The sequence below is a fragment of the Clostridium sp. CTA-5 genome (assembly GCF_054768135.1).
Genome location: NZ_BAAAAT010000004.1, coordinates 38,270 through 54,145 on the forward strand (window position 1 = coordinate 38,270; position 15,876 = coordinate 54,145).

A 15,876-nucleotide genomic window follows, 5' to 3' on the forward strand; every position below is an offset into this window, starting at 1 on the left:
GGAATGACTCTATTTATTTTTACAAATTTTGTTTATTCAATAAGCTATTATATTATAAATTTGAGACGTTAATTTTATATTATAAAAGTGTTTTGCTTTATTTTTTTAGGTAATCTTGTAACTTTTAAATTTTCTGTCTATAGTTATTCCTAAATATTTAGTAGATCTAAAACAGTATTTCAAGTTAAGCTTTTCGTCTATAAATTTAAATAAATCTATACTTTTAAATCTTCTATCTGCAAGTAGTGTTGCATTATAACTATAAATAGCCAAAACTTTGTGTAAAAAATTAAGGACTACTTTAGATGTTTGAAATCTTTATACGGATATCCTAAATAATTTCCTAAACGTTCACCTCTAAACCTTGCAATTATATTATGATTTAGAGCCTTTTGCCTCTGAAAAAGCCATATAAAATTTATATCTCTTTTACAGCCTTTATCAAATTCTCTATTGGAATATATTTTATTCATATATACATAAATTAATATTCTAAATAAGGTGGTAGGATCGATTGCTGGATTTTTACCTATTGTAGAGTATGTATTGTATAAAGTTGTATAATCTAATCCCATCGTAAGTTCTAATAGCAATCTAACTGGATTATCTTTTGATATCATAATTTCAGTCTTAATTGAGAAACCTATTTATTGCATAGGTATCATATTTTTATGAAAATTTTTTATGATACTATTATGCATAAAAAAAGAATTCGAAATTAGAATTCTTTTTTTGTTATCATCTAATATCAAAATTTATTTTGATACAGCACCATTCATATAGTTTTTCTGTATTAATACATTTATTACTTAAAAATCTTTTAAGTCTCTTAATTTTACTTTCTCCTTTGCAAGAAGAGTATAAACCTTTAAGTTTTAAGTAAGAATATGAAAAATTTTATTGAATATTCTTTAAAACAATAAATTAAAGAACATAAAAAATAATAGACGAATTTAATAGTCTATTATTTTTTTTTGTGTTTAAAATTAAGAGATGTTTTAAATGAATTTGATAGTGTTTAAAAATATAGAATAATATTAAAATTATATATAACTAAATACTTATTGATATTATATTATAATAAGTATTTTCTTTTATGAAATTCATATAATATAATTAACTCGAATTTAAGAAAAGCTTAAGATAAAAATAAATTTGAGGTGATTATATGAAAAAGAAAATTAAAGACATTATACCAGGTCTTGCAGTATGTATATTTATTGCTATTTTAGGAAAAATATTGGGAAATTTTATGCCAACAATAGGTGGAGCTAGTTTTGCAATTATTTTAGGAATTATATTTGGAAATACAATATTTAATAATTCTAAGTTTGATAAAGGTTCTAAATTCTCAGAAAAGGATCTTTTATCATATTCAATAGTACTTATGGGATCAACTATAAGTTTTATGCAAATAAGTTTACTTGGTTTTAAAGGAATTATATTTATAGCAATTCAAATGAGTTTAACTATTTTAACTACAAATTTTATAGGAAAGAAATTAGGATTTTCTAAGAAATATTCTTTACTTATGGCATCAGGAAATGCAGTTTGCGGTTCATCTGCTATTGCATCTGTATCACCAGTTATTAAGGCAAATGATAAAGATAAAGCTATTTCAGTAACAGTAGTCAATTTAACAGGTACAATTTTAATGTTTCTTATACCTATAATTACTACATTCTTATATAAAAATAGTTTAACTCAAACATCTGCAATGGTTGGAGGGGTATTACAATCAGTTGGACAAGTTATAGCTTCTGCAAAATTTATTAATGAAGATGTTGTAACTTTAGCTACTATATTTAAAATAATAAGAATAATATTTTTAATATTTGTTGTTATAAGTTTTTCAAGAGTCAAAGTTGAGGAAAATGAAGAGATGTCAGAAACTGAAATAATAAAAAGAGAGAAAAAATCTAATATTCAAGTACCATGGTATATTATAGGATTTTTTATATTATGTTTAATCAATAGTTTGGGTTTAGTACCTAACATAATTCAAAAAACATTTAAATTAATAAGCAATAATTTTGAGATAATTGCATTAGCAGCTATTGGAATGAGGGTTAAATTTTCAGATTTAATTAAAGAGGGACCAAAATCTATGATGTATGGAATTATAGTAGGTAGTTTTCAAATATTATTTGCGCTTATATTGATTAAAATAATATTTTAAAGTTAACATAAGTTCTAATTAATAAAATTATTTATAAATAGCATAAGTGTTATATCTGATATTAAAAAATAAAAATATAATTTTAATGAAGGGATTTTTTAAAATATATAATTTATATTTAAATATTGTATAAATAGAATTGAAAAGAAGCTTATAATTATTTTAATATTTTTATATAACTTAGAAGTATTACATATAATATAACTTAGAAAAATGAATATTTAAAATAGGTTTTTATTATAGCAAAAACTTATTATATTGTTTACAGTAAATTAATAATGTATAATATTTATCAAGTGATTCATAGAATTTAAGTTTAAGTATAAAGATTTTATACAGCTGAATTTTAGATGAAACTTATAGAGATATTAATATAGATAATATCTTACAAAATAGAAATGGGGGCAATAAGAATGGAAAAAATTAAAATGTCTAAACCAATAGTTGAGATGGATGGAGATGAGATGACAAGAGTTATTTGGGGGCTTATAAAAGAAGAACTTTTGAATCCTTTTATTGAATTGAATACAGAATATTATGATTTAGGATTAGAATATAGAAATGAGACTAATGATCAAGTAACAGTTGATGCAGCTAATGCAATAAAGAAACATAAAGTAGGTGTAAAGTGTGCAACTATTACTCCTAATGCAGATAGAGTAAAAGAATACAATCTTAAAGAAATGTGGAAAAGTCCTAATGGAACAATAAGAGCAATTTTAGATGGAACAGTATTTAGAGCACCGATTATAGTAGAACCTATAAAACCTTATGTGAAAACATGGAAAAAACCAATAACTATAGCTAGGCATGCTTATGGGGATATTTATAAAGGTGTAGAAATGAAAATAGAAGGAAAAGGTAAGTGTGAACTTGTATTTACTTCAGAAAATGGAGAAGAGAAAAGAGAATTAATACATAATTTCCCTGGAAATGGTATAGTGCTTGGAATGCATAATTTAGATAAATCTATAGAAAGTTTTGCAAGAAGTTGTTTTAATTTTGCAGTAGATACAAAACAAGATTTATGGTTTGCAACTAAAGACACAATTTCTAAAAAATATGATCATACTTTTAAAGATATTTTTCAAGATATGTTTGAAAATGAATATAAAGAAAAGTTTGAAGAATTAGGAATTAAATATGTTTATACATTGGTAGATACTGTAGTAGCAAATGTTATAAAATCTGAAGGTGGAATGATTTGGGCTTGTAAGAATTATGATGGAGATGTTATGAGTGATATGTTAGCAACTGCATTTGGTTCACTTCCTATGATGACTTCAATATTAGTTTCACCAGAAGGAAATTATGAATATGAGGCAGCACATGGAACTGTTCAAGATAATTACTATAGACACTTAAAAGGTGAGGAAACTTCAACTAATTCTATAGCGACTATTTTTGCTTGGACAGGAGCATTAAGAAAAAGAGGAGAATTAGATGGAAATTCTGAACTTATGGTTTTTGCAGATAAATTAGAAAAAGCATGTATAAAAACAATAGAAGATGGAGTAATGACAAGAGATTTAGCAGTACTAGCAGAGCATAATAATATACAAGTCGCAAACACATTTGAGTTTATAGAAGCAATTAGAAATAGATTAGAAGAAATTTTATAAGGCATATGAAAGAAAATAATAAGTCAAAGATTTTGAGGATATTTTGCGTCAGACAAGGAAGTGAAGCCACGGAATAGTTAGGCTATTGCGAGGTTTCGCTGACGAAGTATGACACAAAATAGACCAAAAGATTAACTTATTATTTTTTTGAATATGCCTAAAGAAGTATATTTTAAAATAGTGTTGATATTATAGTATAAAGCTCATGGACAGGATTAAATTCCAATGCCAGTTTAGGCTTATACTAAAATATTAATATTCACTTAAAACATAACAAAATAAAAAAATTTCATAATAAAAAAATTTATAAATATAATAGTATAGAGATTTTTATAAATTATTAATAGGAGATTATGAAATGAAGTATGACAAAATTAAATTACCTTACTCATATGATGCATTAGAGCCATATATTGATGCACAAACAGTAGAAATACATTATTCAAAACATCTTCAAACTTATGTAAATAATTTGAATAAACTATTAGAAGGATATGATAAGTTTACAGATGAAAAAACATTAGAAGAGATACTTGCTCATCCAACTAAAATACCTAGAAAAATTAGACAGGGTGTTATTAATCAAGGTGGCGGTGTGGCAAATCATAATTTATATTTTTCAATTTTATCACCAAATCCTAAAAAGGCTCCAGAGGGAATGTTATTAGAACAAATAAATTATACTTTTGGAAACTTAGAAAATTTAAAGGAAGAGATGAGCAATATATCCATTAATCAGTTCGGATCAGGATATGGATGGCTTGCAAAAGACAAAAAGGGAAAATTAAAATTAATAAGTACATCAAATCAGGATACTCCTTTAAGTTTAGGGTTAACACCTATATTAACAATAGATGTTTGGGAACATGCTTATTATTTAAAATATAAGAATTTAAGAGCAGAATATGTTAAAAACATATGGAATATTATTGACTGGGAAAGAGTTGAGGAACTTTATAACTGTTAATAATTAGAATATATTAGTTGAAGTTCTAAGTTTTAGATAGGATTTTTATCTTATGTAAAATTTAGAACTTTTTATGTTTATTTATAGAGGTAGTATTTTTAATAGAGAAAATTATAAAATTGTTAAACTATTAAATACTGATAAAATCTAAATTAAAAATTAAAAGTGTGAATTAGTGTAAAAGAATAAAATATATAAACTTTTAAACTAATAAGGTAGAAGGTATTAATTTTTGTGTTTTTCAAATAAAAAATATATATGTAAAAAATTAGAATGAATTAAATTGTTATATAAGTACAAAATATTTAAGAGATACATTTAAGAAATATAATGTAGTTTTTTATTTACAGAAGAAATTTAAAGAAGGGATGTGTTTAATATGGTAAATAAACCTGGCGCATGCAACCGAGTGCAAAAAGGTAAAAGAAGACAGAAACTTCATGGTAATCAAGATAATGTTGGAGATCCAAAAAATCCACCAGAATATACAAATTATCAAGGAGAACCTTTAGATTAATTGTAGTATAAAAATAATAACTTTTATTGTAAGAATTTAGATTCATAAAATATAAACAGACTTCTTAGTATTAGACAAATTGAAAAAATAATAAATTAATATAATCGTCTATATTGTGTTATATTGTGTCAGTAAACTGAGTTAATAGCTCAATATTAATTAATTTTCTTCAGTGTCTGATACAAAATATATAATGCCTTTTTAATTTATTATTTTGTTTCATGTGCTTTAGATTACTATATAATCTAATACTAAGAAGTTGTTATTTTAAACTTTATAACTTCTAATAAAGTTTAAAATAAATTAAATGTTTTAATTTAGAATTAATATTTATGCCCAATTACCATTTTTAAATATTTCAACTTTTGTACCATCTTCTTTGATTCCAACTATATTCATATCTTTTGTTCCAATCATAAAGTCAACATGAGATAGTGAATGATTATAGCCAGCTTTACTTAATTCTTCTTTTGACATATTTTCTCCATTTTTAATACAACAAGAATAAGCATTACCAAGAGCTAAATGACAAGATGCATTTTCATCATAAAGCGTATTATAAAATATTATATTTGAATTAGATATAGGGGAGTCAAAAGGTACTAAAGCGACTTCACCTAAATGTTTTGATCCTTCATCAGTTTCAAGTAATTCTTTTAATACATCATTACCAATTTCAGCAGAATAATCTACTACTTTTCCATTTTTAAATGTTAGTGAAAAATTATTTATTATATTTCCACAATAGCTTAAAGGCTTTGAACTAAAGACTGTACCATTAACCCCATCATATTTTGGCATTGAATAGACCTCTTCTGTTGGCATATTAGCAATAAAATTAAAACCAGCTTCACATCTATCTTCTCCACCACACCAAAGATGATTTTCTACAAGTTCAATTTTTAAATCTGTACCTAAAGAATTTTTAAATTCAATATATTTAAAATTATGATCATTTAATTCTCTTACTTTATCATGAAGAATAGAAGTATGTTCATCCCAAGCTTCTATCGGATCAGCTTTTTTAAGTCTCATTATTTCAAAAATTACATCCCATAGCTTTTCTATAGCTTTTTCAGTAGGAAGTTCACTAAATACTTTTTTTGCCCATGCTTCAGTTGGGATTGATACAATACACCATGAATTTCTATTTGATGAACATCTATCATGATAATTTTTTAATGCCATACTTCTACTTTTTTGATAGATAGAAATTTTAGATGAATCTACATCTTTTAAAAGGTCTGGATCAGAAGCAGAAATACTTATAAATGCAGCACCATTTTCAGCAAAATAATCATATTTATCCTGTTCAAATTTATAAACATTCTTTAGTGTTTCATTAGAAGCATTAAGTAATCTTGTTTTATTGAAATTTGCATCAGAATAATTTATATAAACATCTAAAGCACCTGCTTTATATCCTTCTTCAGCAATCATTCTTGCAAATTCACTACATTCTATAGGAGAATTAATAACCAAAAGACCATTTTTTTGTAAGTTTACTCCTTTAGCTACAGTAAGTTTTGCATAGTTTTTTAGTAAATCTTTAAACATTTAACAATCACCTCATAAATTATTTTAATCTTCAGCTATGTTTTATTAATACTAATTAAAACATAGATTAATATTCAATTAATTTTTACAATATTAGTATTTATTTAAAATATATACCGATATTTTGACTATATTTTAAATAAATGTTATTATTAACACTCTAAAATAAAGTATTAACTATAATTTTAGTAAATTTTTAGAAGATAGAAATTTTAAAATATAGATTTAATAATCATTTGATATTTATTATGTCACTATTTTGATAAAATGTCTAAATTTATTTATATAAATTTAAACAAATACTATATTTAAGATTGGAATTAAAAAATATTTTAATAATAAATCTATTTATAATTTATAGACAAAAGAGTTGCTTTTTAAGATTTATATGAATTAATATTAGAAAATATGGTTACCTTTATTAAAGAATAATGATTTTACTTAATAAAGATAGTATAATGTTAATGTATGACTACTTTAAATTAATAAACAATACATAAATTTATTTAATATTATTACTAGGAGGATTAGAAATGAAAAGGTTATTAATTTTAGATTCAAACTCACTAATGAACAGGGCTTTTTATGCATTGCCTCCTCTTACAAATAGCGAAGGAATAAATACTAATGCTATTTACGGCTTTACAAACATGTTATTTAAGATGAAAGATGAAATAAATCCAGATAGCATAATTGCTACGTTTGATAGAAAAGCGCCAACATTTAGACATAAAGAATATGAAGAATATAAAGCAGGAAGAAAGAAAATGCCACCAGAACTTGGTGAACAATTTCCAATAATTAAAGAATTACTGAAATTTATGGGGATAAAAACTTTTGAAATAGATGGTTTTGAAGCAGATGATTTAATTGGAACTATATCTAAATTTGCTGAAGAAAATGGTATGGAAGTTTTTGTAGTTACTGGGGATAAGGATGCTCTTCAATTAGCTTCAGAAAATACTAAGATTGTAATAACTAAAAAAGGTGTTACAGAAACAGCAATTTATGATTATAAAGCGTTTATGGATGAATTTGAAATAACACCAACTCAATTTATTGATGTAAAAGGACTTATGGGTGATAAATCTGATAATATTCCAGGGGTTGCAGGTATTGGTGAAAAGACTGCATTTAAACTTATTAAAGAATATGGATCTGTTGAAGAGGTATTAAAACATATTCCAGAAATAAGTGGGAAAAAGTTGAAAGAAAACTTAGAAAATAATATGGAACAGGCTGTATTTTCTAAGAGATTAGCTACTATAATGAGAGAAGTTCCTATTGAATTATCTATAGAAGATATAGAAAGTGATAATGAGGTTAATTTAGAAGAATTAAAAAAATTGGCTATAAATCTTCAATTAAAGTCTGTACTTGCAAAGTATAATTCGAATAATGAAGAGGAAGAGCTAGCTGAAATTAATAATATAGAAATTAATATTATTGAAACATTAAATGATATGAAAGAAACTTTATCAAGTATTAAAGATAGAAGTTATATTTTATTTACTTTAAGTAATCAATCTAAATATTCTAAGTTAGAGTTAGAACATTTGATATTAGGACAAGAAAATAAAGCTAATATTATAGATTTTAAACTGGTAAGTATGGAAAATAAAGATGAAGCTTTAAAACTTTTAAAGAATTTTATGGAAGACAAAAGCATAAATAAAGTAATACATGATGGTAAAAATTTAATTACATTTTTAAATAAATATAATATAGGAATTGAAGGATTTGATTTTGATACAGCTATATCTGCATACTTAATTGATTCTTCAAAAAATAATTATGAGATATTAGATTTAATAAATCAATATTTAGGCAAAAACATTAAAGGTGAAGGAATAAATCTTAAAGGAATATGTTGTAGTTATTTAAAAAAATTATATGATACATTAAAAGAGAAACTTACAAAGGAAAACATGGATGAGTTGTATTATACAGTAGAACATCCATTAATATATGTATTATCATCTATGGAAAGCATTGGATTTAATATAAATAGAGAAAAGTTAGAAGAATTAAGAGTAAAATTTAATGAACAGATTGAAAAAACTGCAAAGGAAATATATGATTTAGCAGAAGAAGAATTTAATATAAGTTCACCAAAACAATTAGGAAAAATTCTATTTGAAAAACTTGATTTACCTGTTATTAAGAAAACTAAAACAGGATATTCAACAAATCAAGAAGTTTTAGAAAAGTTACTTGATAAACATCCAATAATATCTAAAGTAATGTATTATAGACAAATTACTAAGATTAATTCTACATATGTAGAAGGCTTAAAAAATGTAATAGATGAAGATGGGTGCATACATTCAAATTTTAATCAGACTGTTACAACTACAGGAAGATTATCAAGTACAGAGCCTAACCTTCAAAATATTCCAATAAAATATGAAATGGGTAAGGAAATAAGAAAAGTATTTATTCCTAGAGAAAAAGATGATGTATTAATTTCTTGTGATTACTCTCAAATAGAATTAAGAGTTTTAGCTCATGTTGCAGATGATAAAAATATGATAGAAGCATTTAAACATCATAGTGATATTCATACTAAAACTGCATCAGAGGTCTTTAAAGTGCCAGTTGATGAAGTTACATCTATAATGAGAAGTAATGCTAAAGCAGTAAATTTTGGAATAGTATACGGTATAAGTGATTTTAGTTTAGCACAAGACTTAAAGATAACTAAAAAAGAAGCAAGTGAATATATGGCTATTTATTTTGAAAGATATCCTAAAATAAAGGAATATTTAAATTATGTGAGTGAGTATGCTAAAGAAAAAGGATATGTACTTACTATTTTAAATAGAAGAAGATTTATACCAGAAATTAAATCTTCTAATAAAATAGTAAAAGCATTAGGCGAAAGATTAGCAATGAATGCACCAATACAAGGAAGTGCAGCTGATATTATAAAACTTGCTATGGTTAATGTTTATAATAAATTAAAAGAAAATAACTTAAAAAGTGAATTAATACTTCAAGTACACGATGAACTTATATTGAATGTAAAAAAAGATGAATTTGATATAGTTGAAAAATTAGTAACAGAAGAAATGGAAAATGCTATTAAATTAAATGTAGCACTTGATGTCGATTTAAAATATGGTGCAACTTGGTATGATGCAAAATAAAAATGGGAGATGAACTTTTTAAATGATAAAAATAGGGTTAACAGGGGGTATAGGAACTGGAAAGAGCACTATATCTAGTATGTTTAGGAATGAAAATTTTATTGTTATAGATGCGGATATGACTGCAAAAGAGGTTTTAGAGAAAAATCCTCAAATTTTAGATAGAGTTAAAATTGAATTTGGATCAGGATTTTTTGATTGGAGAGGAGAATTTAGAAGAAGAGAATTTGGAAATCATATTTTTAAATTCCCAAAACAACGAAAAAAATATGAAGATATTATTATGCCTTATATAAAAAATGAAATAAAGAATAAAGTAGAAAAATATGAAAAGCAAGGTGAAAAGGTAGTAATAATAGATGCACCAACTTTAATAGAAAATGGAATGCATGAAGAAGTAGATTATGTTGTACTTGTCTGCGCAGACAATAAAACACAAATTCAAAGAGTAAAACAAAGAGATAATTTAACTCAAGCAGAAACAATAAGTCGTATAAATGCACAAATGCCTTTAAATGAGAAGAAAAATTATTCAAATATTATTATTGATAACAATGGGGATTTGATTGATACACAAAAGCAAGTGTATGATTTAATTGATTTTATAAAAATATTATAATTTTTAATTGGATTTTATAATGTTTAGTAGATATTAAGTAGTTATACATTAATTGAGTATATAAATAATTTAGTAAGGAGAAAAACATGAGAGCGCGAAAAAGTAAATTTCTTATAGTAGTATTAATTTTAATAGCTATAGGGATTGGGTCTAAGTATTTAATAAAACAAGTATTTTTTCCTTATAAATATAAAGAATATGTAGATAAATATAGCAAAGAGTATGATCTTGATCCATTTTTTGTATTGGCAGTTATGAAAACAGAAAGTAATTTTGATAAAAATGCACGTTCTAACAAAGAAGCATTAGGTCTTATGCAAATAACAATAGAAACTGGTGAATGGGCCGCTGACAAAATGAATTTAAATGATTTTTCTAAAGAGAGATTGTTTGATGAAGAATATAATATAAAAATGGGATGTTGGTATCTAAGTGAATTAAGAAAAATGTTTAATGGAAATTTAGAACTTATAGTTGCAGGTTATAATGCAGGACCAGGAAACGTTAATAAGTGGCTTAAAGATGAAGAACTTTCGGAAAATGGAATAGATTTAAGTTATATACCTTTTAAGGAAACAAAAAAATATTTAGACAAAGTAACTACTTACTATAATATTTATAAATATTTGTACGATAAGTAAATAAATATTTATAAAAAAGATGAGGGGAAATATGAAGAAAAAAGTTATATTAATTGGTGCAACATTATTATTAATAAGTACTGTAATATATTATATTGCAGCTCCTTATTTTAGGACAGTATATAGTGAAAAAGTATGGTTAGGAGCAAATGTATCAAAAGAAGAAAATATGTTATTTGATTTTGTGAATAACAATTTAGTAGATAGTAATGGGGGCATATATACAAATTATGCTGATATAAAATCAGAGGGAGATATAACAAAAGGTCATGCTATATTATCAGAATCTCAAGGTATAATGTTGTTATATAGTTTAGAAAAAAATGATAAGATAATGTTTGATAAAACATTAGAATATATAAAAAATAATATGATACTTTCTAATAATCTTATAAGCTGGAGAGTAGAAGCAGGTATAAAATCGGATACATCTGCAACAATTGATGATTTAAGAATAGTTAAAGCACTACTATTAGCAGAAAAAAGATGGAATAGTAAAAGCTATAGAGTAATGGCTATTAAAATATCTAAGGGAATATATAAAGAGCTTGTAGACAATAGTACTATTGTAGATTTTAATGATAGATATAAAATGAGTGATATTACTACTTTATGTTATTTAGATATTGAAACATTAAGAATGTTATCAAATTTAGATTCTTCATGGAAAAAGGTATTAAATGCTTCAGTACAAATTATAAATAATGGATATATAAGTGATGAAGTGCCTCTATATAAAAAAGAATTTAATAGAAAGCAAGGAACTTATGATGATAATGACAACATTGATACACTTTTATCTATGATTGTAATACTTAATAGGCAAGAAAATGGTCAGGATATAAGTAAAAGTGCTGAGTGGATTAAAAATAGATTTAAAACGGATGGCTTTATTTCAACTTCATACTCACAAGATGGAAAAGTGGTATCTAATATAGAATCAACATCAATATATTCATTTATAGTACAAATGGCATCTAGAATGAATGATGAGGAATTAGCAAACCTTGCTATGAATAAAATTCGTGCATTTCAAATAAGTAATTTAAATAGCCCAATATACGGTGGATATGGAATGGAAGATGGAAGTCAAGTTTATTCTTATGATAATTTAAATGCTTTAATGTCATATAGATATTTTAAATATTAGTAAGATAATATGAAGAGATATAAGTTCCATTAAGGTTTATTCAGTAATATAAATCTTAGGATATTTATAAATGCTATGACTCATCAGTATAGTGAGGAGCTTATATAGAAAATTTATGATATATTATTCTAAGTTAATATTATATATGTATTAACTTAATTAGAACATATATAAGTTTTTAAAACATAGCGTTAAAATTTTATAAAGACTTAAGAGTATAGAGGAGTTTGAAGTGATAATTTACAATGAGCAATTGATTAAGTAATTTTTAAAGAATTTATAATAAAATATATGCTTTAAAAATCTTGCAGAGATTTAGTCTATAATTGTTCATTGTTATTTATCAATTATAGAAGACCTTAGATATGTTCCGTAAATTATGATTGAAGAAGTTATAAAAATGTTTTACAATTAAATATGAAGAATATATGCAGGTATGCTGGAACTGGCAGACAGGCACGTTTGAGGGGCGTGTGTTGTAGTGACGTACGGGTTCAAGTCCCGTTACCTGCACTGTTTATAGGGTTTTAACCACCTAAAGGATTAGATTTGCACACACGTCTTTTGATAAAAAATAGTCGATACGTGTGTGTATTTTTTATATTAACTGATAATAATTATATATTATAATTGTTTATTTTTGTTACAATATTTACATAAAATAATATTTAAAAGTATATATGATACATTAAAAAAATAGACTTATAATAAAGACTATTAATTTATAGGTTAATTATTTTAGGATGACTGATTAATACATATGTTTTTATATGAAGATACTATACATATTTTAAGAGTAAGAATATTATATGCATAGTATTTTTATTTATTTATAAAATAAAAAAATATTTAAGAAAACGTATTCCTAGCTTGCAATTAAGCATAAAATGACTTATAGTCATTTTATACAATATATAAAAAGTGTGTTATAAATTACTTTTAAAGTATTATAAATAGGAACTAATTAGTTACTAATAATACATTTGTGACATATTTATCAAGAATTAAAGCTATTTAAAAGCTTTAAATTTTCCTTTATAATAATAAAGGAGTCTTAAAAAGCTTTAATTATAATATATATGAATTTTAACCAATCGATAAAGAATTTATTATCTATATAATAAGTATAGAGGGGGGATTAGATTAGGATTTATAATATCATTATAGATTCTAACAAGTAAGCATCATGAAGAATATAATAAGAATTTTTAAACGGGATGTAGTTAATACATTTACAAATTGGGTAGCAGTAGTTGTAATGTTAGGACTTATGGTTATTCCATCATTTTATTCATTAGTTAATATAGAAGCATCATGGGATCCATATTCAAATACAGGTGGTATTAAGATTGCAGTTGTTAATGAGGATAAAGGTGCAACTTTTAAAGAAGAAGATATAAATTTAGGTGATGAATTAGTAGACAATTTGAAAGAGAATGACAAGATGGACTGGACATTTGTGGACAAAGATACAGCAAAGAATGGTTTACTATATGAAAAGTATTATGCAATGATTGAAATACCTGAAGACTTTTCTGAAAATGTCACGACGTTGGTAGAAAAAAATGTTAAGAGACCTAAACTAATATATACTGTAAATGAAAAGAAAAATGCAATAGCACCTAAAATTACGGATGCAGGAGTTAAGACTGTAAAAAATCAAATTGATGATAATGTTGTAAAAACAGTTTCTGGAGTCCTTTTTAGAGCTTGTGACGAATTTGGAATTGAATTAGATAAGAATAGACCTGAATATAGAAAAACAATAGATCAAATATATGAATTAGATGAAAACATACCAGAACTTGAATCTTTATTAGATAAAGCAATAGATGGTACAGGAGAACTTTCAGATTTAGTTGTAAAAATGAATGAAGTACTTCCAAATGTCTCTAATACAATAGATTTAAGTGATGAGTTTTTAGAAAATACTCAAACATTTTTTGATAAAACACAAGGTGAATTATCAGATATATCACCAACAATAAAAGAAGATTTAGTTATGTCGGAAAATTTGCTTGATACTACAAGTGTTCAGCTTCAAAATCTTCAAGAAAATATAATTCCTGAAGTTTATAAGAAAACATTAATAGCAGTTTCAGATACTGCTGATACGGGAAGTACATTAACTCATGATACGGCTTCTTCACTTAAAAATATAAAGAAAATGTTAGATAAAATAAGTAGAATAGATTTTTCAAAATTTACTATAGGTCTTGAAGATAAAGATGGATCATCTGAAATAAACAAACAACTTAATTCATTAAAAAGTATACAAAGTAATATAAAAGATATCAGTAGAAAAATCACTAAAATTACAGATAAATTAGACAATATTAGTGAAAGACTTAATGTTGTTAAAGATAGAGCAGATGAAGAAGTTGAAGAATTAGATAATGGCAAACAATTAGATACCCAAGTTATTGGAGATATGAAAAGTGTAATAGATGATATTCATAAAGAAGTAACTGAAATAACAGATAGTTATGATTCTGAAATTGTTCCAGCTATTCAAGATGGATTTGATTCAGTAAAAATTATTTCAGATAACGTGTCAGAAGTATTAAAATTAGGAAGAAATACCTTACCAAATTTTGAAGAAATATTAAGTGTATCTGAAGACTTTGCAAATTTATCTACTGATGAATTAGTAAAATTAAAAGATAAATTTCCAGAATTTAAGGATAATGTACATGAGTTAGCTGATAAATTTAGAGAGTTTGATGACGAAGATAAATTTAATGAAATATTTGATATGATAACAAATGATTGGGAATCACAAAGTAATTTCTTATCTAGTCCAGTTGAGATAGAAGATAATAGATTATTTCCGTGGCCAAATTATGGTTCAGCAACAACACCATTTTATACAGTTTTATGTTTATGGATTGGTGGGTATATGCTATCAATTATTTTAGGAACAGAAGCACATCCATTTGAAGATGGAGATGAATTTAAATCCTATGAAGTATACTTTGGTAAAATGTTATTCTTCTTATTAATAGGAATAGGACAAGCAATAATAGCAGGTGGAGGAGCGTTAGTACTTTTAGGAAGTTATGCAATTCATCCAATATTATTTATGCTATATACTATATTTGTAAGTATTGTATTTATGATTATAATTTATACTGCTGTTAGTGTGTTTGGAAATGCAGGAATAATGTTTGGGGTAGTATTATTGGTAATACAAGTTGCAGGGGCAAGTGGAAATTTCCCAATAGAAGTTAATCCCGAAGTATTCCAAAAGATGTTTTCATATTTGCCATTCACATATGCCATAAGTGGAATGAGACAAATAATGGCTGGTATAGTGTATTCAGTGCTTTTTAAAGATACAATTATATTATGTATATTTATGTTTGTATCGCTTATTATTGGATTATTATTTAGAAAAACAGTGAATAAAAGAAGTAAAAAGTTTGGTAAAAAGTTAAAAGAAAGTCAAATAATGAGTGCTTAAGAATCACTTTAT

The 15,876-nt window shown here is 25.0% G+C and carries 11 protein-coding genes and 1 tRNA gene; 10 read left to right on the plus strand and 2 right to left on the minus strand.

Annotated elements, in window-relative coordinates; genetic code table 11:
* Nucleotides 1-296 precede the first annotated feature (296 nt).
* Complete coding sequence (locus ACYUET_RS09800) at nucleotides 297-620, minus strand: transposase (RefSeq protein WP_460279179.1); 324 nt, start codon at nucleotides 618-620, stop codon at nucleotides 297-299.
* A 548-nt stretch (nucleotides 621-1,168) separates the two neighbouring features.
* Here ACYUET_RS09800 and ACYUET_RS09805 point away from each other — a divergent pair.
* The 4 genes from ACYUET_RS09805 to ACYUET_RS09820 all read left to right on the plus strand — a co-directional run bounded on the left by ACYUET_RS09805 (nucleotide 1,169) and on the right by ACYUET_RS09820 (nucleotide 5,285).
* A complete protein-coding gene (locus ACYUET_RS09805) occupies nucleotides 1,169-2,179 on the plus strand; it encodes a YeiH family protein (protein ID WP_460279180.1) in 1,011 nt (336 codons plus the stop codon).
* 413 nt (nucleotides 2,180-2,592) lie between these two features.
* Complete coding sequence (locus tag ACYUET_RS09810; RefSeq protein ID WP_460279181.1) at nucleotides 2,593-3,801, plus strand: NADP-dependent isocitrate dehydrogenase; 1,209 nt, start codon at nucleotides 2,593-2,595, stop codon at nucleotides 3,799-3,801.
* Between the two features lie 358 nt (nucleotides 3,802-4,159).
* Nucleotides 4,160-4,768, plus strand: a complete 609-nt coding sequence (locus tag ACYUET_RS09815) for a superoxide dismutase (RefSeq protein ID WP_460279182.1) — start codon at nucleotides 4,160-4,162, stop codon at nucleotides 4,766-4,768.
* Between the two features lie 379 nt (nucleotides 4,769-5,147).
* Nucleotides 5,148-5,285, plus strand: coding sequence for a clostri-philic family protein (locus tag ACYUET_RS09820; RefSeq protein ID WP_460279183.1), 138 nt, complete (start codon nucleotides 5,148-5,150; stop codon nucleotides 5,283-5,285).
* A gap of 330 nt (nucleotides 5,286-5,615) precedes the next feature.
* Here the strand turns inward: ACYUET_RS09820 and ACYUET_RS09825 are convergent, their stop codons facing one another.
* Complete coding sequence (locus tag ACYUET_RS09825; RefSeq protein ID WP_460279185.1) at nucleotides 5,616-6,842, minus strand: aminopeptidase; 1,227 nt, start codon at nucleotides 6,840-6,842, stop codon at nucleotides 5,616-5,618.
* A gap of 533 nt (nucleotides 6,843-7,375) precedes the next feature.
* Between ACYUET_RS09825 and polA the strand changes: the two genes are divergently transcribed.
* From polA to ACYUET_RS09855, 6 genes are all read left to right on the plus strand, one after another.
* On the plus strand, nucleotides 7,376-9,991 hold the full coding sequence (polA, locus tag ACYUET_RS09830; RefSeq protein ID WP_460279186.1) for a DNA polymerase I: 2,616 nt from the start codon (nucleotides 7,376-7,378) through the stop codon (nucleotides 9,989-9,991).
* Between the two features lie 22 nt (nucleotides 9,992-10,013).
* Nucleotides 10,014-10,610 carry a dephospho-CoA kinase gene (gene coaE, locus ACYUET_RS09835; RefSeq protein ID WP_460279188.1) on the plus strand — a complete coding sequence of 199 codons (597 nt, stop codon included), beginning with the start codon at nucleotides 10,014-10,016 and terminating at the stop codon, nucleotides 10,608-10,610.
* A gap of 86 nt (nucleotides 10,611-10,696) precedes the next feature.
* Nucleotides 10,697-11,251, plus strand: coding sequence for a lytic transglycosylase domain-containing protein (locus tag ACYUET_RS09840; protein ID WP_460279190.1), 555 nt, complete (start codon nucleotides 10,697-10,699; stop codon nucleotides 11,249-11,251).
* A 31-nt stretch (nucleotides 11,252-11,282) separates the two neighbouring features.
* Complete coding sequence (locus ACYUET_RS09845; RefSeq protein WP_460279191.1) at nucleotides 11,283-12,401, plus strand: glycosyl hydrolase family 8; 1,119 nt, start codon at nucleotides 11,283-11,285, stop codon at nucleotides 12,399-12,401.
* 430 nt (nucleotides 12,402-12,831) lie between these two features.
* Nucleotides 12,832-12,914 (plus strand) — tRNA-Leu (locus ACYUET_RS09850).
* 673 nt (nucleotides 12,915-13,587) lie between these two features.
* Nucleotides 13,588-15,864 (plus strand): YhgE/Pip domain-containing protein, encoded by a 2,277-nt coding sequence (locus ACYUET_RS09855; protein WP_460279193.1) that lies wholly within the window; start codon nucleotides 13,588-13,590, stop codon nucleotides 15,862-15,864.
* The last annotated feature ends 12 nt before the right edge of the window (nucleotides 15,865-15,876 follow it).